19 protein-coding genes are annotated in these 24,673 nt (G+C 62.6%); 9 read left to right on the top strand and 10 right to left on the bottom strand.

Annotation, left to right across the window (positions count from 1 at the left end; all coding sequences use genetic code 11):
- Positions 1–40 precede the first annotated feature (40 nt).
- The 9 genes from iolD to J2Y41_RS04910 all read right to left on the bottom strand — a co-directional run bounded on the left by iolD (position 41) and on the right by J2Y41_RS04910 (position 12,824).
- Entirely contained in the window at positions 41–2,002 is a 1,962-nt protein-coding gene (gene iolD, locus J2Y41_RS04870; protein ID WP_309926640.1) for a 3D-(3,5/4)-trihydroxycyclohexane-1,2-dione acylhydrolase (decyclizing), read from the bottom strand.
- 184 nt (positions 2,003–2,186) lie between these two features.
- On the bottom strand, positions 2,187–3,320 hold the full coding sequence (locus tag J2Y41_RS04875; RefSeq protein WP_309926642.1) for a Gfo/Idh/MocA family oxidoreductase: 1,134 nt from the start codon (positions 3,318–3,320) through the stop codon (positions 2,187–2,189).
- Positions 3,321–3,422: 102 nt separating this feature from the next.
- Positions 3,423–5,183, bottom strand: coding sequence for a hydantoinase B/oxoprolinase family protein (locus J2Y41_RS04880; RefSeq protein WP_309926645.1), 1,761 nt, complete (start codon positions 5,181–5,183; stop codon positions 3,423–3,425).
- 2 nt (positions 5,184–5,185) lie between these two features.
- Complete coding sequence (locus tag J2Y41_RS04885; RefSeq protein WP_309926650.1) at positions 5,186–7,276, bottom strand: hydantoinase/oxoprolinase family protein; 2,091 nt, start codon at positions 7,274–7,276, stop codon at positions 5,186–5,188.
- Between the two features lie 32 nt (positions 7,277–7,308).
- Positions 7,309–8,208, bottom strand: a complete 900-nt coding sequence (locus J2Y41_RS04890) for a fumarylacetoacetate hydrolase family protein (RefSeq protein WP_309926652.1) — start codon at positions 8,206–8,208, stop codon at positions 7,309–7,311.
- 2 nt (positions 8,209–8,210) lie between these two features.
- Positions 8,211–9,506, bottom strand: coding sequence for an aminotransferase class III-fold pyridoxal phosphate-dependent enzyme (locus J2Y41_RS04895; protein WP_309926654.1), 1,296 nt, complete (start codon positions 9,504–9,506; stop codon positions 8,211–8,213).
- 53 nt (positions 9,507–9,559) lie between these two features.
- Positions 9,560–10,507, bottom strand: a complete 948-nt coding sequence (locus J2Y41_RS04900; protein ID WP_309926658.1) for a C-terminal binding protein — start codon at positions 10,505–10,507, stop codon at positions 9,560–9,562.
- Positions 10,508–10,772: 265 nt separating this feature from the next.
- Entirely contained in the window at positions 10,773–12,569 is a 1,797-nt protein-coding gene (locus J2Y41_RS04905) for a helix-turn-helix domain-containing protein (protein WP_309926661.1), read from the bottom strand.
- A gap of 30 nt (positions 12,570–12,599) precedes the next feature.
- Positions 12,600–12,824, bottom strand: coding sequence for a hypothetical protein (locus J2Y41_RS04910; protein WP_309926663.1), 225 nt, complete (start codon positions 12,822–12,824; stop codon positions 12,600–12,602).
- 131 nt (positions 12,825–12,955) lie between these two features.
- Here J2Y41_RS04910 and J2Y41_RS04915 point away from each other — a divergent pair, with 131 nt between their 5' ends.
- Together J2Y41_RS04915 and J2Y41_RS04920 are read left to right on the top strand one after the other, a co-directional pair.
- Positions 12,956–13,618 carry a TetR/AcrR family transcriptional regulator gene (locus J2Y41_RS04915; RefSeq protein ID WP_309926665.1) on the top strand — a complete coding sequence of 221 codons (663 nt, stop codon included), beginning with the start codon at positions 12,956–12,958 and terminating at the stop codon, positions 13,616–13,618.
- A 203-nt stretch (positions 13,619–13,821) separates the two neighbouring features.
- Positions 13,822–14,028, top strand: a complete 207-nt coding sequence (locus tag J2Y41_RS04920; protein WP_309926668.1) for a hypothetical protein — start codon at positions 13,822–13,824, stop codon at positions 14,026–14,028.
- Positions 14,029–14,124: 96 nt separating this feature from the next.
- Here the strand turns inward: J2Y41_RS04920 and J2Y41_RS04925 are convergent, their stop codons facing one another.
- Entirely contained in the window at positions 14,125–15,441 is a 1,317-nt protein-coding gene (locus J2Y41_RS04925) for an MFS transporter (protein ID WP_309926671.1), read from the bottom strand.
- Positions 15,442–15,757: 316 nt separating this feature from the next.
- Between J2Y41_RS04925 and J2Y41_RS04930 the strand changes: the two genes are divergently transcribed.
- The 7 genes from J2Y41_RS04930 to J2Y41_RS04960 all read left to right on the top strand — a co-directional run bounded on the left by J2Y41_RS04930 (position 15,758) and on the right by J2Y41_RS04960 (position 24,650).
- On the top strand, positions 15,758–16,525 hold the full coding sequence (locus J2Y41_RS04930; protein WP_309926674.1) for an IclR family transcriptional regulator: 768 nt from the start codon (positions 15,758–15,760) through the stop codon (positions 16,523–16,525).
- Between the two features lie 36 nt (positions 16,526–16,561).
- Positions 16,562–18,595 (top strand): hydantoinase/oxoprolinase family protein, encoded by a 2,034-nt coding sequence (locus J2Y41_RS04935; RefSeq protein WP_309926677.1) that lies wholly within the window; start codon positions 16,562–16,564, stop codon positions 18,593–18,595.
- Complete coding sequence (locus J2Y41_RS04940) at positions 18,592–20,238, top strand: hydantoinase B/oxoprolinase family protein (RefSeq protein WP_309926680.1); 1,647 nt, start codon at positions 18,592–18,594, stop codon at positions 20,236–20,238. The genes J2Y41_RS04935 and J2Y41_RS04940 overlap by 4 nt, the downstream gene beginning before the upstream one ends.
- Before the next feature lie 60 nt (positions 20,239–20,298).
- Positions 20,299–21,639 carry an MFS transporter gene (locus tag J2Y41_RS04945; protein ID WP_309926682.1) on the top strand — a complete coding sequence of 447 codons (1,341 nt, stop codon included), beginning with the start codon at positions 20,299–20,301 and terminating at the stop codon, positions 21,637–21,639.
- 49 nt (positions 21,640–21,688) lie between these two features.
- On the top strand, positions 21,689–23,017 hold the full coding sequence (locus J2Y41_RS04950; RefSeq protein ID WP_309926684.1) for an aminotransferase class III-fold pyridoxal phosphate-dependent enzyme: 1,329 nt from the start codon (positions 21,689–21,691) through the stop codon (positions 23,015–23,017).
- Complete coding sequence (locus tag J2Y41_RS04955) at positions 23,014–23,412, top strand: RidA family protein (RefSeq protein WP_309926685.1); 399 nt, start codon at positions 23,014–23,016, stop codon at positions 23,410–23,412. Before J2Y41_RS04950 ends, J2Y41_RS04955 begins: the two co-directional genes overlap by 4 nt.
- A 197-nt stretch (positions 23,413–23,609) precedes the next feature.
- Positions 23,610–24,650, top strand: coding sequence for an aminotransferase class III-fold pyridoxal phosphate-dependent enzyme (locus J2Y41_RS04960; protein WP_309926687.1), 1,041 nt, complete (start codon positions 23,610–23,612; stop codon positions 24,648–24,650).
- Positions 24,651–24,673 lie beyond the last annotated feature (23 nt).

The raw sequence follows: 24,673 nt of genomic DNA on the forward strand, positions 1-24,673 counted from the left end.
CGGGCGGGACCGCCGGATGGAGCGGTCCCGCCCGGTGCGCTTAGCGCGTTTCAGGTGCGGTGGTGGCAGCGTAGAAGCGCTGACGCTCACGGCCCTTGAGGTGCTTGGCGATACCCTCCAGGGTGTCGGGTCGCTCCGAGGTCATCGGAGCTCCAACGTCCCAGAAGGCGCCGTTGCCGGAAAGATAGCGCCATGGCTCCACGCGGGCCACGATCACAGCAGGACCTTCGACTTCCTTCGCCTCGGTGAGGGCGGCCGAGAACTCCTCGATCGTCGTCGTGGACCAGGCAGCACAACCCATGCTGGCCGCGTTGGCGGCGATGTCGAAGTCGAGGATGGCCCCGTCCAGTCGGCCGGACTCTTTGCTGCGTTCCCGGTACTGGGTGCCGAATTCGCGGCCCGGACCGCCCTTGGCAACCTGAAGGGGCCAGATGCACTGGTGTCCGCGGTTGTCGATGACGATGGTGATGATCTTCTTGCGTTCCTGGACAGCCGTGACCAGTTCGGTTGGCTGCATGAAGTAGGTACCGTCACCGATCAGGACATATACCTCGCCCGGCGCATCGGGACGGGCCAAACGGTAGCCGAGGCCGGCCGGGATCTCATGGCCCATGCAGGAGTTGGCGTATTCAAAGTGAATTTCGGTGCCGTTGGAGGGATCCCACGCCTTGTGGATGCCTTCAACCACGCCGCCGGAGCCCAAAATCAGGGCGTCCTCGTTGGTGGTGCGCCTGTTGAGCACGTCGATCACCTGTGCCTGGCTCATCAGTTCACCGGCGAAATCCTGGAGATCGTGCTTGCGAACTTCCAGCGTGGCCTTGCGTGCGTCCGCCACGTCGCTGCGGAACTCGTCCGACGTCGAGTACCCGACGGCGGCGAGCCGCTCGCGCAGGGCGGCCAGGTTAAGCCTGGCGTCACCGATGACGGGGAACGAGCCCATCTTGTGGGCGTCGAACGAACCCACGTTGAGGTTCACGAACTTCACGTCCGGGTTCTGGAACAGCGAGTGCGAGGCCGTGATGAAGTCCTGCAGGCGGGAGCCCACGGTGACCACAACATCCGCACCGTCGGCAATCTCGTTGGCGCCCACAGTTCCGGTCACACCCAATGCCCCGAGGTTAAGGTCGGTGATGGGTCCGCTGCCCTTGCCGGCGTAGGTCTCGGACACCGGGATGCCGAACTCGGCGCTGAAGCGTGCCAGTTCTTCCTGTGCCTTGGAGTAGCGGACGCCGCCACCGGCGATCAGCAGCGGACGCTTCGCGTTGCGGATGATTTCTGCGGCGTCGCGGAGCTCATCCTCGACGGCGGGACGCCGGCGGATGTGCCAGACACGCGGGGTGAAGAAGGACTCCGGGAAGTCGAATTCGGCGCCCTGGATGTCCTGCGGCAGGCAAACCACCACGGCGCCGGTTTCCACAGGATCGGTGAGGACGCGCATGGCCTCGGGGAGGGTGGACAGCAGCTGGGCCGGGTGGGTGATCCGGTCGAAGTACCGGCTGACGGGACGGAAGCAGTCGTTGGCGGACACGTCGCGCTCAACGGGGTGTTCGATCTGCTGCAGCACGGGGTCGCCGAACCGGTTGTTGATGATGTCCGCAGGAAACAGCAACACGGGGAGGCGGTTGGTGGTGGCCGTCGCGGCACCGGAGATCATGTTGGTGGATCCCGGTCCGGCTGAAGCGGTGCAGGCCAGCGTGGCCGCTCGGTTGGAAGCCTTGGCGAAGCCGATGGCCGCGTGGACCATGGACTGCTCGTTTTTTCCTTGGTAGTGCGGGAAGTCCACACCGTATTCATCGATGCCTTGGGCCAGGCCCACGGAGTTGCCATGGCCGAAGATGCCGTACATGCCGGCGATCAGGCGCCGTTTCTCGCCGTCCAGTTCGCTGTACTGGACCTGCAAATACTCGACGATCGCTTGTGCGACAGTGCGGCGGCGGACGGCCTTTTTATCGGCTGCGATATTGACCTCGGTGCCGAGATCAGCAGCGGCTGTGCTAGTCATGCGTTCTCCTAAATTCGTAGGTGCGTCGGCACTTGCAAACCGATTCGCCCGAACATCAGGTTTTCACCGCGGGGAAGCAAAGTTGTGTCCCAGTTTGGGACGCAGCCCACCTGCCCGGACACGCAAAAACAGCAGCCGACGGCGGCACGTAGGTACCGCCGTCGGCTGCTGTTTAGTTGTTGTCTTAGTCGAAGCGGTAGGGCTCCTGCGGACCCACGGAGGGCAGCGGCCGGGGCCGCTCACAAGTGCTTTCGATCTCTATGTGCTTGCCCTGCTCCGAAGATGCCTCGAAGGCGAGGAGGACCTCAAGCACGTGGTAGGCGAAGTCGCCCCCCGTCCGGGGCTCCACGCCGTTGCGGATGGCGTAGCCGAATTCGGCCAGGCCGATGCCGCGGTAGGCGTCGTCACGGTGGGTGATGGGCGTTTCGCGCCAGTCGCCACCGCCGGGAGGGGTCATGTCCAGCGCGAGGTCGCCCGGCTCGCCGCGGCGCAGCACGGGAGCGCCGGAGAAGTGGTCCGGGTTCGGCGCGGCCAGGGAGCCGCCGGTGCCGTAGATCTCCAGGTGCGGCAGGTTGTGGTTCCAGATGTCCCAGCTGACAATCACGGTGGCAGCAGCGCCGGACTCGAAGTCGAGGGTGCCCGTGACGTGCGTGGGGGTCTGGATCCGGATGACTTCACCCTCTTTGCCCGGGCGCGGACGAGTCTCGGACGAACGGGGCGTGGTCGCGGAAACCCGCTTCACCGGGCCGAAGAAGTTCACAAGGTTGGTGATCAGGTACGGCCCGATGTCCAGCATGGGGCCTGCGCCGGGGCTGTAGAAAGGGTCCACGTTCGGGTGCCAGTGCTCATAGCCGCGGCAGGCGAACGAGGCGAAGGCTGCCACCGGCTCGCCGATCCAGCCGTCGTCAATGAGCTTGCGGCTGGTCTGCATGCCGGAACCCAGGAACGTGGTGGGCGCGGAACCTACCTTGACGCCGGCTTCCCGTGCTGCGTCCAGAATCTGCTTCGCTTCCTCAAGGGAGGTTGCGAAGGGTTTTTCGGAAAGGACGTGCTTGCCGGCAGCGATCGCCTGGAGCGTGACTGGTGCATGGAGCTTGGGCGGCGTGAGGTTGAGGACCAACTCTACGTCCTGATCTGCCAGTAGCTCGTCCGGGGTGAGAGCCTTGGGAACGTCGTACTCGGCAGCGCGCTTCCTGACTGCCTCGGCGTTCACATCCGCGAGCGCCACGATCTGGACGTCGGGGTGGACGCCGATCTTGTCCAGGTATTGGTTGAGGACGTTTCCGACGCCGATGATGCCGACTCGAATGGGTTCCATGTGAATCTCCGTTTAATGATTGTTGGAACATCCCGGGGCGAGGAATATACCTCGCCCCGGGATGAGTTGCGATAGGCCGGTGCTAGTTGCGATAGCTCGGTGCTAGCCGGCCAGGCGTACCTGGCGGGTCTGGGCCGTTGCTGCTTCGTCGACGGCGCCGTCGGTGATGACCACGCCGTAGTGTGCGGCCGCGGCTTCGAGGGTCACGCGTGACTCGCGATAGTCGTCGAGCACTGCCAGGACGTCGCGTTCCAGCGGGTCGCCGTAGCCACCACCGCCGGGGGTGATGGAGACGACCTTCTCGCCCGACTGCAGATCGTAGCGGCCCACCACGGGGATTTCGTGGCGTTCGCCGGTCTTGAGGTCTTCCACCCAGGCTGAGGGCTCGGCGCCGTCGTGGCCGCCACGGACACCCTTGGGCGGATTGATCTTGCCTTCGATGCCGTAGGTGAGGGTGACACTCTCGCCGCGGGGTTCCATGGTGACGCGCGTGGCAAGTCCGCCGCGCTGGCGGCCGGCACCGCCGGAGTCGGCCACCAGGGTGCGTTCGTGGACCAGAATCGGGTAACGCTGCTCGTCCACTTCCACGCTGTCGTGGTACAGGAGGGCCCCGCACACGGGTCGCTGGTAGGTGGGCCAACCATCAACGTACGGGGTGGCCGGACCACCGACGCCGCCTACCAGGATCTGGTTGACGTAGGGGTTGCCGTTGCGTTCGTCCGTCCCGGAGATGACCGACTTGGCAGGCGCCTGGCCGGCTGCGCCCTCGGCGGTGCCGTAACCATCGTCGATCTGGGAGAAAGCGGCCTGGACGATGTTGACCACTCGGTCCGCGAGGTTGGTGGTGCCCGACGAGCAGGAGTAGGGGTGCTTGGGAACACCCACGGCGCAGCCGTCACGCAGCAGCACCTCCACGCGACGGAAGGTCCCGGCGTTGCTCGGCAGGTTCTCCGGGATGCCGGAAAGGATCCCGGCCAGCGCAGCGCCGGTGGCCGTTGCCTTGGTGAGGTTCAGTCCGTTGGGCAGGTTGTCCGGGTTGTCGCGGAGGTCGATCACAACCTTGCCCTGCTTTGGCTTCACCTCGAGCGTTGCCTGCAAATGCACGCCGTCCGGGCCTGTGCCGGGGAAGGGATCGTGGGTGGAGGTGCCGTGGAGGACGTATTCGGGCAGCTTCTCGATCGCGCTGGCCGTCAGGCGCTCGGAGTAGTCGAACCAGGCGTCCACGAAGTCCACCAGGTCATCCACACCGAACTTTTCAGCGAGTTCGTGGATGCGGCGCTCGGCGATGCGCGAGGCTCCAACGGATGCCAGGTAGTCGCCGTACCACTGGTCGGGAACACGGATGCGGGACCGGCACATGCGGATGATGTCGTCGATGTCCGTGTAGTCGCGCTGGATCCGCACGCAGGGGAAGATCAGTGCGCCTTCCTCGTAGACGTCCCGCGCGGTGGCGAAGAACGTGGTGGGAAGCGAGTTGCCGCAGTCGGCTTGGTGGGCCTTGGTCACGGCGGTGAAGAGGTGGCGGCCCTGGATGAAGATGGGTACCAGGATCACGTGGTCTGCAGCGTGCGAGTTACCCATGTAGGGGTCGTTGTGCAGGAACGCATCGCCTTCCTTGATGTCTTTGTGCAGCTCAACCATGTCTTCGCCCAGCGGGCCGGCACCGAAGACGTGCACGGGCACACCTTCGGCGGCAGCGAGCAACTGGTTGTCCGCAGTCAGCACGGCACAGGAGAAGTCGCGGGCCGTGTTGATGACGGATGAGCGGGCGGAGCGGAGCAGGCCGCTGGTCATCTCGCGGACAATGCCGTCGAATGCGTTGGCAAGGACCGAGAGCTTTACGGGATCGAATTCGCGGGTCACGGTTACGCCTCCTTACGGGTGAGGTAGATGTTGGATCGTTCATCGAGCGTGGCGTCCCACTCCGGCGGCACGACGATGGTGGTGGTGGGCTGATCGATGACGGCCGGTCCTACGATCTTGTCGCGTGGGGCGAGCGTCACGCCGCGGTAGCGCTGGGTGCTGAAGGGTTCGCCGCCAAAAACAATGCTGTCCGTGCGGTGGATTTCCGCGGTGCGGCTGAGTTCGCTTTCGGACTTGGTGTGCTCCGACCGGGGGATTTCCACGCGGACACCCCAGGTGATAATCTCCACGCGGCTGTCCGGATCGTGGGTGCCGTTGCGGCGGTCGTGCTCCTCGTGGAAGGCGCGCTCGATGATGCCTGCCGCATCGCCGGAGGTGTCCGGGGCAGCGTCGAGGTAGACGCGGAGGTCCCAGGCCTGCCCGGGGTAACGGGCGTCCACGAAGTAGGTCACCTTGGGTGCTTCGCCCACGCCGTCGAACCGCTTCACGAAGACTTCAGCCTTGGCCGTCAGGTCCTCCACTGCCCGGGAGGCCGAACCGGCGTCGAAACTGCGGGTGTCGTTGTGCAGCGGCGAGAGGAACTCGGTAGCGATCGGTGCGCGGTGGGCGCCGTAGGCGGCCAGGACGCCGGCGGTAGCCGGGATCAGGACGGTGTCGGCTTCCAGGAGCCTGCCGATGATCGCTGCGACCATGGCGCCTGCGCCACCTCCAGCAACAATGAGCGCACCCCGGGGGTCAACGCCCTGTTCGAGAGCAGACTGGCGGATGGCGGTAGCCATGTGGTTGGCGGAGACATCAAGGATGGCTTGGGCAGCCTGCAGGGTGTCCATCTTCAACGGACCCGCAATGCGGGTGTCGATTGCCTTGATGGCGGCCTCGCGGTTCAAGGTGAACCCACCTTCAAAGCCTTCTGTGTCGAGATAGCCAAGGGCCACACAGGCGTCGGTGACAGTCGGCTCTTCGCCGCCGCGGCCGTAGGCTGCCGGGCCGGGGGTGCTGCGCGCACTCTGCGGGCCTACGCGAAGGAGGCCACCGCCGTCGATCCAGGCGATGCTGCCGCCACCGGCGCCGATGCTCGAGACTGCCACGGAGGACAGGCCAGTGAGGTGCCCGACGAACGGCTCGCCCAGCCAGGCTTCACGGGTGTGGCGGACCACGCCATTCTCGACCAGGGACACATCGAAGGTGGTGCCGCCCATGTCGCAGACAACCACTGTGTCGTGGTCCGGAGCCGCCGCCGCGCCAACCAGTGGAGCCATGGAGGGGCCGGAGTTCAGCAGCAGTACCGGGCGGTCCAGTACATCGGCGACGTCGAGGACGGCACCTTCGGAGGTAACCACCAGCAGGTCGCCGGCGAAGCCGTACTTCTGGAGGTCGGAGCGGAGTTTGCCCAGGTGGTCGGCCATCAATGGCTTCAGGGAAGCGTCGATCGAGGCTGCCGAGGAGCGGCGGTATTCACGGATGGTGGGGTTTGCCGCGTTGGAGAGCGTGTACGGAACGCCGGGCAGGATCTCCTGGATCAGCTCGGCAACGCGCTTCTCGTGGGCGTCGTTGATGATCGACCAGAGGAAAGAGACGGCCACAGCTTCAATGCCCTGTTCCTTGAAGGAGCCGAGGACTTGCCGGACCTGCTCTTCGTCCAGCTCCACCAGGATGTCGCCCTCGGAGGAGATGCGTTCAGTGATCTGGAAGGTCAGGTGGCGGGGAATGTAGGGCGGCGGGTACGCAGCTTTCGAATCGAAGGCATCACGACGGCCGCCTTCGCGGAGCAGAAGCGTATCGGCAAAGCCGTCCGTGGTCAGCAACGCCGTCTTGGCAACTTTGCCTGTCAGGACTGCGTTGGTAGCGTGGGTTGTGCCGTAGACAATAACGTCTGCGTTGCGCAGCACGTCGTCGCCGCTCCAGCCAACGGACTCGGCAGCACGGCGGACCGACGCTTCGAAGCCGGTGAACACACGGTCGTAGGTGGTCAGCGCCTTGCCGACCGCCATGTCACCGCTGTTGGAACCGACCACGACGTCGGTAAAGGTACCGCCGGTATCGACGGCGATGCGGTACCTGGCCTCACTTGGTTGTGTTTGTACATCACTCATGGTCTTCATAACTTTCGTAGAGCTGGCAGGGATTAGAGCTGGGGCTTGCCCACGGTGTTGCGGAGCAGACCCACCTTGTCGATTTCGATTTCCACCGTGTCACCCGGTTCCAGCCAGACAGGCGGGTTCCGCTTGGCACCGATGCCCTGCGGGGTTCCTGTGGCAATGACGTCGCCTGGTTCCAGGGTGAGGAAACTTGAAAGATAGGAGACGATGCGGGCGATCGGGAAGATCTGGTAACTCGTGTTGGAGCGCTGCACTTCGATGCCGTTCACGCGAGTGGCGAGGTCCAGGTTCTGGGGATCGCCCACTTCGTCCAAGGTGACCAGTGCAGGGCCCCACGGGGTTGACCCGTCAACGGCCTTGCCTGCCAGCCACTGCGTCCCGCGGTACTGCAGGTCCCGGGCGGTGACATCGTTCAGCGGTGCAAACCCGGCAACGTAGTTCAATGCTTCTTCTTCGGGGACCTCGCTGGCCTTGCGCCCGATCACCACAGCGAGTTCACCTTCAAAGTCGAGGTTCTCGCTGACCTTCGCACCGCCGATCTCGTCCTCGGGCCCAACCATGGTGGAGGCGAACTTGGCGAAGACGTCCGGGTACTCCGGGAACGCGCGGCCGGTCTCGGCAACGTGGTCCTTGTAGTTCAGGCCGATGCAGAGCACCTTGGAGGGATTGGGCACAGGTGTTGTCAGCCGGATATCGGCCCGGGCACCCACGTGGGCTTCCGGGTCCTGGCCGGCCAGTGCGCTGACCTCGGCCGAGACGGCCTGAAGCCGGTCGCCGTAGAGTTCAAGGAATTCCCGGACGGTGGTGACGGCTCCGTGCACTGCCTGGCTGGAACCCTGCAGCAGCAGTTCCAGGTCATAGACGGTGTCATCGATCAGGACGCCACCGCGGATACCGGATTCGTGTTCGTAGGAAACGATCTTCATGGTTAGTTTGCGCCTTCCGTGGGGGGAGCGTCCGAGGCGACCGCCAGTACGGCGTCGGCCAGGCGATCAGCGATGTCGTCGACCACCCTTTCGTCCATAGGCGTGGACAGGGACAGCAGGTTGGCCGGAGAACCCAGCAGTCCGCGCTCGTAGGAGGCCCACCACAGCTTGTGCTGGGTGTGCTCGTCCACCTTCTCCGCACCGGCCGGAACCGCGCGGAGGAGCGAGCCGCAGCCACGAATCTCCCAGCCGGCGTCGGCAATCCTGGCGTTGACCGTGTCGCGGGCGGTGTCGCCCAACTGGTTCAGGCGCTTGACCTCATCCTCGGTGTAGAGGCGCAGGGCAACGGAACCGGCGGCCATGCTGACCGGATTGCCGGAGAACGTACCGCCGTGGGGCAGGCTGCCCGGGCGGGTGGGGTCCACCTCGGCCATGAGCTCGGCTTTGCCGCATACTGCTCCGACGGGGAATCCGCCGCCGATGAGCTTGCCCGTGGTCAGCAGGTCCGGAGAAACCCCGTATTCGCCGCTGAAGCCGTTGTAGCCGAGGCGGAGGCTGATGACCTCGTCGATGATTAGCACAATGCCGTAGCGGGTGGCGAGTTCCCTGGCGGTCCGGACGAATTCCTCGTTAATCGTGAGGAGGCCGGCGCGGTTGGGCAGCAGGTCCAGGATGATGGCGGCGTAGGCGTCCGGAGCGGATTCAACCGCTTGGCGCAGGAATTCGACGTCGTTCAGCGGCACCGCTGTGACGTCGTCGATCACGCCGCGGGTCACGCCGCGCTGGTAGGAGGGTCCGCCCGGAACCAAGGCAACCTCTGACGTTCCGTGGTAACCGCCCTTGGTGACGATGACGCGCTCACGGCCGGTGCTGGCACGGGCGATGCGGATCGCGGACATGACGGCTTCGGTGCCGGAGTTCGCGAAACGGACCTGGTCCAGGTCGGGAAGGCGGCCGAGCAGGAGTTCGGCGAGTTCCCATTCGTAGAGGTTCGGGATGCCCCAGCTGGCACCGGTGGTGAGGGCCTTGGTGGCGGCTTCGGTGATTTCCGGGTGGGCGTTGCCGTGGATCAGGGAGGTGAAGTTGTTGTTCGCGTCGATCAGTTCACGGCCGCGGTCATCCCACACCCGGTAGCCCTCGCCCTTGATGGCGTAGGGGCTCGGAGCGCCGGTGTAGTACGTTGACCGGCCATAGCCGCCAGGCAGCAGCGGGAAGCCGCGCGGGCCCCGGCGCAGGTGCGGATCCTCTGCAGGGTTCTGCAATGCAGCTAGGTCTTCCAAATGATTGGTGGTAGCCAAGTCGGGTTTCTCCAGTCTGTTGGTTCACAGGTCTTTTCAGTTGACGAGTCTTCTCAGTTCACGAGGTCGATGAGCGGCTGGCCGGTCAGCGCGAGGCGTACCCGCTCTACGGCACCGTCCTGCAGCGCACCCGTTGACCGGTTGGAACGCCATGCGATGTGCGGCGTGAGGATGGCGTTGGGTGCCGTGCGCAGGGGGTGATCAGCCCCGAGCGGCTCCTGGGCGAAGGTGTCGATTCCGGCGCCTGCAATGTGACCCGAGGTCAGCGCCGAGGCGAGCGCGGCTTCATCGATGAGGCCGCCGCGGGACACGTTGACGATCACTGTGCCTTTGCGCATTTTCGCGAGCACGTCGGTGGAGATGAGGTTCGCCGTTTCATCGTTCAGCGGCAGATGGAGGGAAACGACATCGGAATTCTTCAGGATGTCTTGCAGCCCGGTCATCTCCACGAAACTCTCCGTGACAAAGGGGTCATAGGCACGGACGCGGGCTCCTACAGCCGAGTACATGCGGGCCACATGCTGCCCGATGCGGCCCATGCCCAGGACGCCGACCTCAAGCTCGGAGAGGACAGGGGTGTCGTAGCCGATGGTTCCGGCCCAGCCAAGGTTGTCAATGGCGTCGTTTCCGGCAGGCAGCCGGCGCGCCAGCGCCAGGCCCATCGCGAAGGCATGGGAGGCGACTTCCTCCGACGCAGTGCCGGGAACGATAGAGACCGGGATGCCCGCTTCAGTGGCCGCGGCGACGTCGATGTTGTCGTAGCCGATTCCGTACCTGATCACTGCCCGGCACTTGCCCATCAGCGGGAAGTCGGCGGCAGTGAGCTTGGCGTAGGGCGTGATCATCACAATGTCGGCTTCGGGAAGCCCTGCACGGAAGGCGTCGGTGTCTGCCGCGGGGTTGAGTGTGTAACCGAACTCCTCCGCGAGCGCGTGCTCACGGTCCAGGTCCGGGAAATGGTGGGGGGCCACAAGAATGGTTCCCTGGGCATCGCGGGTCATAGTCAGTCGTCCTGTTCGTGTTCGTACCCTCGGTCGCTGCCGGACACTCCTTGGGACGGGTGCCGGTGTCGGGTGATTTCCAGTACAACGCGATATCGGGGCGGCCATCCGTGCCATATCGAGACACCGGGGTGGGACACCGTGTTCCACCGACTGGGGAGAGCCGGGCAGCACAAGGGGCCACTCGTCGTCGGGCCTTTCGCCACCTGGGCAGCGCGGAGCAGCCGGCCCCCTTTGGAGGTCGGCTGCTGCTCCCTGCGTGGCGTCAGAGGTCGAAGCCGCGGCTGCGGAAATAATCCATGCGCCGGTAGAGCGTGGAGCGCCCGATCTGCAAGGTCTCCGCTGCCAGGCTGCGGTTACCTTTTGCTTCCTGCAGCGCAGTGCGCAGCTCGCTCAATTCTGCATCCTCAAGGCGGGAGAGCCTGCCCTTTGTCAGGGCGCGGTGGAACCCTTGTGGCAGGTCGTCCACTGTTACCTCGGCGCCTTCCGCACGTTCGACGGCGTTGGAGACGGCGGCGCGAAGCTGGTCGATGTTGCGTGGCCAGTCGGCGTGGGTGAGGGTGGTGATGAGCCTCCGGGACAGACGCCGCTCCCCCAGCTCTTGCGCTATGGCGTTGGCCAGTTGCGGGATGTCTTCCCGCCGGTTGCGCAGGGGTGCCACGGAGATCTCGAGAACATCGAATGCCTCGGACAACAGCAACGTGGCATCCGTGGGACGTGTAACGGTGAAGATGATCCTGGTTGCGGAGTTGCCGCGAAGGTTGCGGGCGATCTCAATGGCTTCGTTCTGGGAGAGCTCATCGGCGTGCTCCACGATCAGCGTCGCGGGAAGCTCGGTGGACACCCTGTGCAGGACATCGTTAAAAGTGGCGTTCCTGAGGTCTCCGTTGCGGGCGTCCACAACCATCTGTCCACCACGCAGCGATGCAATGGCACCGGCCAGACGCAGCTTCCCGCTGCCCAGCTCACCGATCATCACCACGGACCTGTCCTGGTCTACGGCTTTACGCGCCAGGTTGAGTGTTCGTTTGAACTCCGTGCTGGTGCCATCCACGTGCTTCAGTAATCGTTCAGCGGTCCCTTCCGGCGATGATGCCAAGAGGAGCGGGGCGCTACCGGAAGCGACGGTGCGACTTTTGGCGGGAGCGTGGGGTCGAACAACAACAATGGCTCCGACGTTTGCAGCAGACAGCGTCACCGGTGAAATTTCCAACGTAGAATGTCCCGGGCCCTCCAGCATGACTTCACAATTCATCTCCCGGCCGGAGGACATCACGGCCTTGGCGTAGCCCGAGACTATGGAGAAATCGCCGTCCACCAACGTCGCTGTCGCCGAAGCGTTTTGGAGCGAGTTCTTGCCGTCGACGGCGATAACGGCCCGGTTGCCCCTGCGGCGCGAGATCCTGAGGTACTCGCTGAGGAGAGCCCGCTCCCTGGAAGAGGTCCGCACTTCAATGTCGCGCTCGATCCGTGAGGCAACGCCTTCGAGCATGAGCAGCGTGGAGGAAGGTTCCAGCGTGCTGACCCGGTTGGCAGGAAGCGTCAGCCCGATGACCGCCCGAACGCGGTTATGGAACGGATCCCGCACCAAAGATGCGAAACACCAGTTGCCCCGCATGTCCTCACGGAAGTGTTCTTCCGGGGCCAGCCAGACGCCACGCCCTTCTTCCAATGCCAGGCCTTCGCCGTTGCTTCCGCAGCTCTCCTCCAGCAGGGAGTACCCGGCGGGGAACCCGTCATCCCGCAGGAAATTAGCCTTGACCAGCACTCCGTTCGGGGCAGTGATGTTGACGTAACCGCCAAGGTCGGCAGCCACTTCATCCAGTTTCTGCAAGTGAGGGCCGGCCGCTACGACGGTGTACTCGTCCACCCGTCCCTCGTCAAAGAATCCGCGGTCGGCGAATGCATCGACGCCGGCAGCGCGGCTGCGGTACCAGGAGCGGGCGATCATGGGGCGGATACCGCTGAGGTCGGCGTGGGGTTGCATCAGGAAGAGCTCGCGGACGCGGTTGGTTTCACGTGGGGTTTCATTCGGCCACGGTGACAGTACTTCTGCAGACATTGGGGCAGGTTCTCCCTTTGTATATGCGGGTCAGGATGCCAGTGCCGGGCCGGTGCCGCCTGGCTCGATCTTTCGTGGGCGCCGCCGCGGCAGTATTGGACGGAATGCCTGCCGTGCGCTCCAGTTCTCGATCAGTGACGCGTTGTCCTCCAGCGCCCGTGCGCCGATGTACGCGGCAACCATTCCGGAAAGCCCGCTTCCGAGGATGACGTTGTTGTTGCGAGTGGCCCCCAGGCTCGTGTTTTCGGTGACCATTGCTTGCTCTCCGCTCAAACGAATTGGGATGGTGGGTGCATGTGCTCCGCGCCACTTCCAGACTACCTAACTAACAGACGTTAGGGAAGTGCTGGAGGCAATTTACCTAACGAGTGTTAGGATGGCGAATTATGAGCGTGAAGTCCTACGAAGCCGCCTCCCGCGCCTTCGAATCGCAACTCAAGGAATGGAACTGGACAGGACAGAAGGCGGGCCGTCAGAACATCCTTGAGGCCTTCCTGCAGCTCGCCATCGCCAACGGTTTCAACTCCGTCTCGATGCGGACCATCGCAAACGCCGTCAACATCAAGCCGCCCAGCCTCTACTCGCACTTCCCTGACGGCAGGGACGAGATCGTTGCCGAATCGCTCCGCTGGCATTTCCACCGTTTCGGCGTCGCCTTGCTCGAAGCCATAGAGCCGGCCCGCAATGCGGAAGAATTTTGGGACGCCATGGTCAAACTCCACTTCACGCGGCAGGTGCGCTTGCCGGAAAGTAACCTGTGGGACCTCCTGGTTGCGACGGACAGGATGGCCGGAGTTCTCCCCAAGGAGCTGCGCGCCCAAGTCGATGACTGGGTCACGCTCCATGAGCAAATGTACGAGGCGGCGGCCCGTGACATGGGTTGCCCTGACCCTGGGGAGCATGTGAGGGTGGTCATGACCCTATTGGAGGGTGCCACCCGCTGGGCCCCCCGCGACTGCACCGACGCCGAGCTTGAAGAGTTGGCGGACCGTGCCGTCACCTTGTCCCGGGCGATTTTGGCCGTCGACTTCGGGTCGGGAACACAATAGGCGACGGCGGTCAGTCACCCTCGAGCACGGGCCGGCGCCTCGCCGAGCCGGCCTGCCCCTCTTCCAACGTGGCCCAGAGTGGCACAGTGCGGCAAGAGTCCCTCCCCATACTCTTCCTACTACAAAAAGCACTGAAAGTAGACCGGATCCGCCCGGCCAGTGAGCAACGCTGACTGGCCTTGGCGAACTGCTTGGGAGAACTGATGAACAGCTACTATCCACTTGCCCTCTTGCTGGCGCGGCAGGAACAAGCCGCCTTGAGCCAGCATCTTGCACACAGCGCCCTCCCCACGGCACCTACCCTTCCTGACGGGAAGCTGCAATTACGACGGCGATGGCTGGCGTTGCGGGGACGGGCTGCTACCTGCCTTCTTCGCATCGCGTGGGCAATTGAGCCCTTGGGCCACTAGCTCCAGACAAATGGTGCTACCAAGCTTGTGATGATAATTTTTGACCTCACGATTCTTGCCCATCACAGCTTCAAGACGTGATGCTCGGCGGCTGCTCTAAGAAGCTCGGTCACGGGTTTTATTCCTCCAGATAATGAGTATCACAGCCGCCGCGCTGACCGCGGCGCCGAGCATTGCAAGCGCCACACTGTCACTGCCGGTGGCGTCCCGGAGAAGGCCATAACTGTAAGGGCTTACAAAGCCGGCAATGTTACCTACGGAATTAATCAATGCGATTCCGCTCGCGGCTGCCGCACCGGTCAGATAGTGGGTGGGCAGCGACCAAAACATTGCTGTGGCCGGGAGGACGCACATCGTAGCCACGGTGATTGCCATAAGAGCAATGATCGGCTGTCCTAGGAATGCCGTGATTACGGCGAAGGCACCCGAAGCAAAAATCAGCGGAATGCTGATATGAGCCACTTGGGCGTCCCGCCGCGCAAAGCGCATCGCCATCAGAAACAGGACTATTGCAGCGCATGCATAGGGAATTGCTGTTACCAGGCTGACTTGAACTGCCGATAATTCCGGTCCAATCTTCTTGACCAGTTGCGGCAGCCAAAAAGCCAAGGGGTAGTTTCCGAACTGGATCAGAAAGAAGATAACCGCCAGAAGGATGACCCTTTTATCACGCAAGCCTGCCCAAATGCCGTGGTCTGATCGGCCCGCCGCACGCTCTTCGCCTTCCCGCGCCAGGGTCTCGATCAGCCACTGGCGTTCAGGTTCGTCGAGCCAACGCGCCTTCTGTGGAGAATCGGTCAACAGAAAGAAGCTGAGCACGCCGAGGATGACCGCCAGGAGGCCGCCGACGAAGAAGATCCATCGCCAGCCCGAGAAACCAAGCAGGCCATCAAAATACTGAAGGATCTGACCGTTCAGGAGGCTTCCAGTCGCCAGGGCGATGGAAACAGAGAGCATGAAGACGGACAGCATACGGGCCCGAACGGCATTGGGAAACCAGTATGTGAGGTAGAGGATTATGCCGGGGAAGAATCCGGCTTCAGCGACACCGAGGAGAAACCGCAGGATGTAGACGCCGGCTGCGCCCGTCGTCAACCCGATAAACACGGTGATGATCCCCCAACTGATCATGATCCTCGTGATCCAGATCCGGGCTCCCACTCGATGCAACAAGACATTACTGGGAATTTCAAAAAGCACATAGCCTAGGAAGAAAATGCCGACGGCAAACCCGAATGCGGTGGCATTCATGCCAAACTCCAGGCTGAGCCCTTGGCTGGCGAACGAAATGCTGGTCCGGTCGAGATATCCCACGATGTACCCCAACATCAGTATCGGCATCAGTCGCCGGAATACTTTGCGCTTTGTTCGGACAGCAACGTCGGACAGGACATTGTCTATTTTGATGACCAAGAATTTCTCCTATGGCGCTCATTGTTTGGCTTTATCGACGTGGAGCGTGGTCCGCTGTACTCGAAATGCGCAAGTCATGAAGGTCGCCACTGTTCGGAATATACGAATATCTGACTGGTTGATCAGAAGCAGATTGAATCCTGCACCCTCACTCGGCGAACGTCAAGAGGATTGGATTACTTGTCTCAGATTGGCACAGATGGTGGAGCTTACGAATTTTTCGGGAATTCAGGCGGCCCAAAAATCGACTCTTGACGCGTGAGGCTAATCACTGCATCATTTATCCGCATTCGCAATTTACGAAGGATGTTCGCATATGTCAAACAGTTCATCAAGGACTTCCAGCACGGTTGCCACCGCACTCCGTGTGCTCCGAATCCTCAGCGAACACCCAAAAGGGATTGGCGTCAGCGAGATGTCGCGCCAACTCGGCGTGGGACGAAGTACTGCACACATGCTTCTGTCCACGCTCCTGCAACAGGACTTCGCTTTTCAGGACGAGGACAGCATGTACTTCCTTGGCCTGGGTGCCTTCGAAGTAGGCGCGGCCGTCCCGGATGTTGCCCGGTTCGGAGGCGCTCTGCTGGGACCGATGAGGTCACTGGCGGACCTGAGCGGTGAAGCAGTCTCGCTGGCGATACCGCGCAACCGGGACGCCATCATTGTTCAACGATTCGAGACGAAGCATGTCTTGAGGATGGACATTCGGGTGGGGACCAGGATGCCCTTGGTCAGCTGCGCATCCGGGAAGGTCTTGCTGGCGTCGATGTCTGAAGCAGAGATCGACAACCTCTACCCGGACGAGGAGCTGCCGGAGGTGACCAGCCTTAGTGTCCGCTCCAAGACCGTACTCAAGTCCAGAATCCTCCCGGAGGTCCGGCGGCAGGGTTATGCCATCACTGAGGGCGAATATGCCGAGGGCATCGACGGGGTTGCAGCCGGGATCGCCGACTCAAGTGGGGTTCTTGTCGGCGCACTCAGTGTTGCCGGTCCCAGCAGCCGCTTCGTCATCGACCAGTGGGTGGAACCCGTTCTCACGGCCGCGACTGCCATGTCGCAATTGCTGTCCAAAAACAGCGGATAGCAGCACGAACACAAAACACAGTTAGGTAAAGAAAACATGGAAGTCATCGCAGGAATCGATGTCGGCGGCACATTCACAGACGTGGTGCTGCACGACACCAAAGAAAACCGTCTCCGCATAGCGAAGGTCTTCTCGACCAGGGGGCAGCAGGCAGAAGGGCTCGTGGCGGGACTGGAGCAACTTCCGGTACCCGTCGCCGGGATGGACGCAGTCGTCCACGGCACCACCGTGGCCACCAACGCCGTTCTTGAACGAAAGGGAGACCGCTGTGCGCTCGTGACCACAAAAGGATTCCGGGACGTCCTCGAGCTGCGCCGAAGGGACCGGCCCACCACCTACGGGCTGACAACAGGCTACACACCGATAATTCCCCGGAGCCGATCCATCGAAGTCGATGAGCGCATTGACTCTCATGGCCGGATCCTGACGGTGTTGACCGACGATGCCATTATTCGCGTGGCGGACAAACTCCGGAATCTGGACATTGAGAGCGTCGCTGTCTGTCTGATCAACAGCTACGCGAATCCGGCCCATGAACAGCTCCTCATTGAGAGGCTCACCGCCCTGCTCCCCGGTGTCAGCTTCAGCGCCTCACACGAACTGTGCCCCGAGTCGGGAGAGTTCGAGCGAGCAAACACAACCGCAGTCAATGCCTTCGTCAGCGCCACCATGGGCCGCTACCTGCACAGCGTCCAAGACCGGCTTGAAGCAAAAGGTTTCCAGCATGAGGTCCAGGTGATGCAGTCCAACGGCGGGCTCATCCCCGCCCGGCGCGCAGGACGGCTGGGAGCACGAACCCTGCTATCCGGGCCCGCCGCCGGAACGGTAGCGGCAGCCGACTTCGGTGGGGCAGCCGGCCTAGCCGACGTCATCTCCTGCGACATGGGCGGTACCAGCTTCGACGTCGCACTGATACCCAGCGGCGCCCCCTCCATCACTTCCGAGAAGAACATCGACTATGGCATGCCCATCAAACTGCCAATGATCGATATCACCACCATCGCTGCCGGCGGCGGCTCGCTGGCCTCCCTCGACCGGGCAGGAATCCTCCAGGTGGGACCCGAGAGCGCCGGCTCAACACCGGGACCCGCCTGCTACGCCCGAGGTGGCACGAAACCCACAGTCACCGACGCCAATGCTGTGCTGGGCCGCATAGCCCCAAACCAGCAACTAGGGACCGAGGCCGGATTCACCATTGACGTCGACGCCGCCAGGAATGCCATCCAAACTGAAATCGCCGACCCCCTGGGCCTGAGCATCGAGGCCGCAGCGTTGGCCATCATCCGGATAGCCAACGAAAAGATGGCCGGCGCCATCCGCAGCGTCAGCGTGGACAAAGGCCACGACCCCAGAAAATTTGCCCTGGTTGGCTACGGTGGTGCCGGACCAATGCACATCGCCGAACTGGCAAGGACGGTCGGAGCGACCACCGTCCTCATTCCACCGTACCCTGGGGCCCTGAGTGCCTACGGATGCCTCATCGCCGATGCCAAGTACGACTACGTCAGTGCCCTCAACATCAACGTCGAAGGCCCGGAGCTGAGCCAGAAGGTCCAAGACATCCTGAACCAGCACACCTCCGAGGGCACAGGGCTGCTCTCTTCCGACGGTTTCACGTCCGAAACCATCCTTGTGGAACACTTCGCCGACATGAGTTTCAGCAAACAACGCTACACGCTGCGCATCCCGCTCGGGGACCGGCAGCAGGGATGGACCTCCGACGAGCTCGCCGATGCCTTCCTGCGCGAACACGCCAAAACTTACGGCGGCAGGCACCCGGCACGAAACATTAAGCTGATCAACCTGCGAACCGTCACGACCGGAAGGCGATCCCTTCCGTCACTGTCACCAACCCAGGCCAAAAGCACGCATCAGCAAAGCAAACGGAGCATCAACTTCACCGGCGAACCACAAATGGTCGATGTCCTGTCTCGGGACTCCCTGGTAGCGGGTCAATCACTGGAAGGACCCCTCGTGATCGAACAAATCGATACCACCATAATCCTGCCCCCGGGAACCCGGTCCACCGTCCATGACAGCGGCTCGATCATCGTGGAGGTGGCACGATGAGCCGCGGCAACGTTGATCCGCTGTCCTTGGCCGTGATCCGCGGACGTCTCGAACAGATCGCCGACGAGATGGACACAGTCTTCGAGCGGATGGCCTTCTCCCCCGTCATTTCGGACGCTTGGGATCGCGCCGACGGAATCTACTCGGCTACAGACGGATCCATGATCGTCCAAGGCATCAGGGGTCTGCCCATCTTCGTGGGCACCATGCAGTACACGGTCGCCAGCGTCCTGAACATCGTGAAGGAACCACGACCCGGAGATACCTACCTCGTCAACGACCCCTTTGCCGGGGGTACCCACATCATGGACACCAAGCTCGTCAGGCCCTACTTCTACAAGGGAAAACTGTTCGCCATGCTGGCCAACACCGGGCATTGGACAGACCTTGGCGGCCGAGTCCCCGGTGGCTTCGCTGCCCAGGCAAGCGATTGCTACCAGGAGGGCCTGCGGATCCCGCCCGTTCGCCTCTTCACCCAGGACACCCTGAACACCGACATCCTGGCGATACTGCAAACCAATTCCCGGCTCCCCGACGACATCATGGGCGACGTCGAAGCCCAATCCACTGCACTGCGTGTCGGCGATGAACGCCTCACGGAGCTGCTCGACGAATACGGACCAGAACTCGTCTCCAATGTCATTGACATCCTCAGGGAACGCTCCGCCCTCCAAATGCGCAGCTATATCGGTGACATACCGGATGGCTCGTACAGCTTCACCGAGCGTATGGACAACGACGGTATCAACGACGCCCTCCTGGACGTGGCGGTCCGCCTCACCATCAGCGGCGACGAAATGACCATCGATTTCAGCGAGTCCTCCCCACCGTGCGAAGGACCAATGAACTCCGTCTACGCGGCCACCGTCTCCAGCGCCATCGTGGCCATAAAGCACGTCTTCCCGGACATCCCCATCAACTCGGGGATTTTCGAGCCCCTGTCCTTCGTAATCCCGGAGTCCGTCTTCCTCAATGCCAAGCCACCACGCCCCGTCGCAGGCTGCGCAGCAGAAACCAGCCAACGCATCATCACTGCCGTCATGGGTGCCCTCGCTGGTGCATTGCCGGACCGCGTCCCGGCCGGGTCCTCCGCCACCTCCAACAATCTGTCCATCGGCGGCGTCGACGAGGACGGCGAGCAGTTCGTCATGTACACCTTCCTCGGTGGAGGATACGGCGGACACCAATCCGGCGATGGCTTGTCCAACGGCTGTTCCCTGATGAGCATCGGCCTGATCCAGTCGGTTGAAACGCTGGAGCAGCGCTACCCCATCCTCGTACGCCAGTACTCCCTCAGGGACGAATCCGCGGGGGCCGGCACATTCCGGGGCGGGCTCGGCGTCCACTTCGAATTTGAATACCTCGGCAAGCACGGCCGGGCCAGCCTTCTCGGCGACCAGTCCAAGACAGCACCCGTAGGCCGCATGGGCGGCCAACCCGGAGCGGCATCGGCCCCCTGGTTCCGGCTACAGGGAGAGAAGATCACCCTTCCCATGGTCAGCAAGGGCGAAAACGTCCGGATCATGCAGGGCGACCTCATCTGCATGCTCACCCCGGGTGGGGGTGGCTACGGGGACCCGGCGCAACGATCCAAACAGGCCATCGCCGAAGACATCGAAGCCGGATACGCCACCTCCGACTGAACAAGTCCACCCGACAACACCAAACAACCTCATGCACTTCGGATCCACTATGGAGGCACCATGCCTAGCACCGAGCAACACAACCTGGGGGAAACAAAAGCACTACGACGGGCCATCACCGGAAGTCTGGTAGGCACGTCACTCGAATGGTACGACTTCTTTCTCTACGGCACCGCTGCCGCACTGGTCTTCGGAGAAGTCTTCTTTCCGTCCTATGACCGGCTGACCGGTACCCTGCTATCCTTCATCACCTTTGCCGTGGGCTTCGCCGCACGACCTGTCGGCGCCGCCATCGCCGGACACTTCGGGGACAGGATCGGCCGCAAGAAAGTCCTCCTGGCAACGATCATGCTGATGGGAACCTCCACAATTGCCATTGGAGTGTTGCCCAGCTACGCCACAGCAGGCATCCTCGCCCCCATCCTCCTCGTCATCATCCGGCTCATTCAAGGACTCGCCCTGGGAGGAGAATGGGCCGGCGGTGCACTCATGATCGCAGAACGCGCACCAGCGCCCCGACGAGGCTTCCTGACGAGTTTCGTTCAGGTCGGGGCTTCCATCGGAAACCTTCTCAGCACAGGCATCCTGCTCCTCATGTCCGCGCAGCTCAGCCGTGAAGAGTTCGTGGCCTGGGGCTGGCGAGTACCGTTCCTGATCTCCGCGATCGTCGTCGTCGTCGGCATCTACATCCGGCTGAAAGTCACCGAAACCCCGACCTTCAACGCCCTTCAGCAAGAGGGGAAAGTCAGCCGCTCCCCTGTCCTGGAACTGTTCCGGCGTCAACCGCTCGACGTCCTGCGGGTCATTGGGATCCGGGCCGGCGCCGACATCATGTTCTACCTCCTGATTACATTCCTGCTCACCTATGTGTCGCAGACCCTGGGCCTGCCCGGCAGCATCGGTCTCACCGCAGCAATGCTCGGCGCCGGCATGCAGTTGATCACCTACCCTCTCTCAGCAGCGCTGAGCCACAGGTTTGGCCGCAGGCCAATCACCATCATCGGCGCCATTGGGGCGACCATCTGGATGCTGTTCTTCTTCTTCCCGCTGGTTGACACCAAATCAGTGGCCCTGATCATCGCAGCGGTCCTCGTCGGCCTCGTGTTCCACTCAGCGATGTACGGAGTCCAGGCCGTCTGGATCTGCGAACTCTTCGACGCCAAACACCGCTACAGCGGCGCCTCACTTGGCTACCAGCTCGCCGGCATCGTCGGAGGCAGCCTCGCACCAACCATCGCCATCGCGCTGCTTCAAATCTTCGGGACAACCAGCGCCATCACCGTCTACGCGGCCGCTGCCTTGGCGGTCGTTGCGATCACCGCAGCCCTGACCCGTGAAACACGCGGAATCAAGATGAACGAAGCCGACGCCGACCACGAAACGGCATCCGTACACACGTAACGACGTTGGGGGGCTCCCAACGAGCCCTCCAACCAACAAAGGAAACCACATGAGCACCAGCCACCTCGACGCGCTCGAAGTCCAATGGCTTGAAACCTACAACCAACGCAACGCACGTTCCCTCGACGCCAACCAAACCGCCCAGCAGCTCATCGCCAAGGGCCAGCGCACCCGCTTCAACTCAGGCATGCCCTACCCCATCTATGTCGCCTCCGGAAGCGGATCCCGCTTCACGGACCTGGATGGAAACTCGGTCCTGGACTGCAATGCGGGATGGAACGCCAGCTTCGTTGGCAGGGCCCACCCCGCCGTAACAGCAGCCGTCCACACGGCGATGAGCAACATCGGGGCGCCCGGCGGCGCCATGCACCCATCCCCCATCCGCGACGAATTCGCCCATCTGCTCTGCGCACGGATCCCCGGAGCTGAAAGGATCGTGTTCGCCCCCTCAGGCTCCGAAGCCAACACGTATGCACTGCGATTTGCGCGGGCCTTCACCGGGAATCAGATAATCATCCGGGTGGCAGGAGGGTTCCACGGCCAGCACGACGCTTTGCTTGGCGAACAATCCTCGAAAACCGGTCTCTCCCCAACAGCCCACGACAACATCATCACGGTGCCCTACAACGACTTGTCCGCAGTCCGGGATGTTCTGCAGAGTCGCCATGGTTCAGTCGCGGCCGTCATAGCTGAGCCTATGATGACCATCCCCGGAGCCATCCACCAACGGGACGGCTACATCCAGGGCCTACGGGACGAAACCCACAAACATGGCGTCCTGCTGATTCTGGATGAAGTCATCACAGGCTGCCGCTTCGCAGTCGGCGGCGCAACCGAGTACTACCGGCTATCTGCTGCCGCGGACCTCATCGTCATGGGCAAGATGCTTGGCGGCGGCCTTCCAGTAGCCGTCGTCGCCGGTCGGGCCGACATCGTAGAACAGCCGATCAGCGCCTCCAACACCCACGCGCAAAACCCCGTAGCCCTGGCAGCAGCCGTCGCAACCATGAAGGCCACCACCCCCGCCGTCTTCGCCGATGCTGCTGCCAAGGGCGAAAAGCTACGTCAAAGACTCCGGGAAATCGCCGAACGGCTCGGTTTCTCCCTTGCAGTGACCGGGGACGGCCCCTGCGCCGGGGTGCACTTCTCCAGCGAGGAAATCGTGGACTACGCGAGCGCAGAACGCGCCGATCACAGGCTCTGGCGCCTCATGTGCCTCGGGTTGGCAAACCAAGGGCTGGGCTTGACCAGCCGGACATTCGGCCCGACCGCTGCCTGGACCGACGAGGATCTCAACACCGCCATCGACGGCTTTGAGGCGACCCTGTCAGCCATGGCCAAAGCGCACCAACTCGACCATGAGAGGGCAACGGCATGACAATCACGGACGCCATCAGAACGGAGATAACCAGCCCATCCGTCCCCACCCCCCGCGGGCACTTCTCCCATGCCGTCACCGCAGGACAGTTCGTCTACGTCTCCGGCCTCCTCGCCTTGGATGGCAGCGGAGCAATCCATCACCCAGGCGACATCGAAGCACAGACAACCACCATCCTTGAAGCGTTGGAATCAATCCTCAACGCCGCCGGGTCATCACCGGCGGACCTCATCAAGCTGACCGTCTTCGTCACCGACATCAAACAACGCGCAGCAGTCAGCGCGCTGAGGGCCCAACGATGGCCGGACATCAGGCCAGCAAGCACGCTTGTCGAAGTGAGCGCTCTGGCTGCCGACGGAGCCGTCATCGAAATCGACGCAGTAGCCCTCCGCTGAAGCGATGGTGCTGGCGCCGCATGCAGGGGCCAGCACCATCCGCCGACCTACAAAGAAATGAAACAAACATGCCAACCACCTTTGCCGAAAAAACAGCACTAGCGCTGAGAGCCTCAAAAGTCATGCCCGGAGGCAACACCAGATCCACGGTCCATGTCCCTCCCCATCCCCCATACGCCGCCTTAGGGCACGGCGCTGTGGTGGTCGATGAAAACGGACATTCCGTTATCGACTGCAACAACAACTACACTTCACTGATTCACGGGCACGCCAACGCAGAGATACTCGACGCAGCTTTCGGCGCAGCCCGCCAAGGAACGGCCTTTGGCTTGCCCACCCGGTACGAAGTGGACATGGCCGAATGTCTGGCAGAACGGACCGGGATCCAGCAATGGCGCTTCTGCAATTCCGGAACAGAAGCCGTACTCATGATGCTGCGCGCAGCCAGAGCCCATACAGGCCGGGACCTCATCATCCGGTTCGAAGGCAGTTACCACGGCACCGGCGACGAAGTCTCCGATCAACACTCCCCCGGACTGGCCGTCTCAACCCGGCAGTCCGTCATCGTGCTACCCCAAGGAGACATTGAGGCACTGACTGACACGATGCGCCGTGTGGGAGACAAGACGGCTGCGATCCTGATCGACCTAATGCCCAACAGGGCAGGGCTGCGGCCGGCCGAGCCTGAATTTGTCAACGAACTCCGCAAGCTTGCTGATCAGCACGGCGCCCTCCTAGCCGTTGACGAGGTCATTAGCCTCCGGCTCCACTGGGGAGGATTCCACAAACACTATGGCGTGAAACCGGACTTGATATCAGCCGGCAAGATCATCGGCGGAGGCTTCCCTGCCGGAGCCATTGGCGGTAGCTCGGAGATCCTGAAAAGCTTCCGGCCGGGCGACGACCGAAGTGTCATGTGGGGCGGCACTTTCACAGCGAACCCCGTCACCATGGCAGCTGGCCTCACTGCGATGCAACTCTATGACAAGGCCTCCGTGGTGGCCCTGAACGCTGCCGGGGATCGTCTCCGCGCACAGCTGAAGTCCGCTGGGGTACCTGTCAACGGCTTCGGCTCCCTCCTGCGGATACGGACCACGGACATGCCGTCACTGTGGTGGAAGCTCTACAACCAGGGTGTACTCGCAGGAACCAACGGCCTGCTGGCACTTTCAACCGCAATGTCCGAGGAACACCTATCAAGGATCCGCAGCGCTGTTATCGCATCTGCGAGCCCCTGATCTGTATCCACCAGAATTTTTCT

This window comes from Arthrobacter sp. 1088 (assembly GCF_031455315.1).
Lineage (GTDB): Bacteria > Actinomycetota > Actinomycetes > Actinomycetales > Micrococcaceae > Arthrobacter.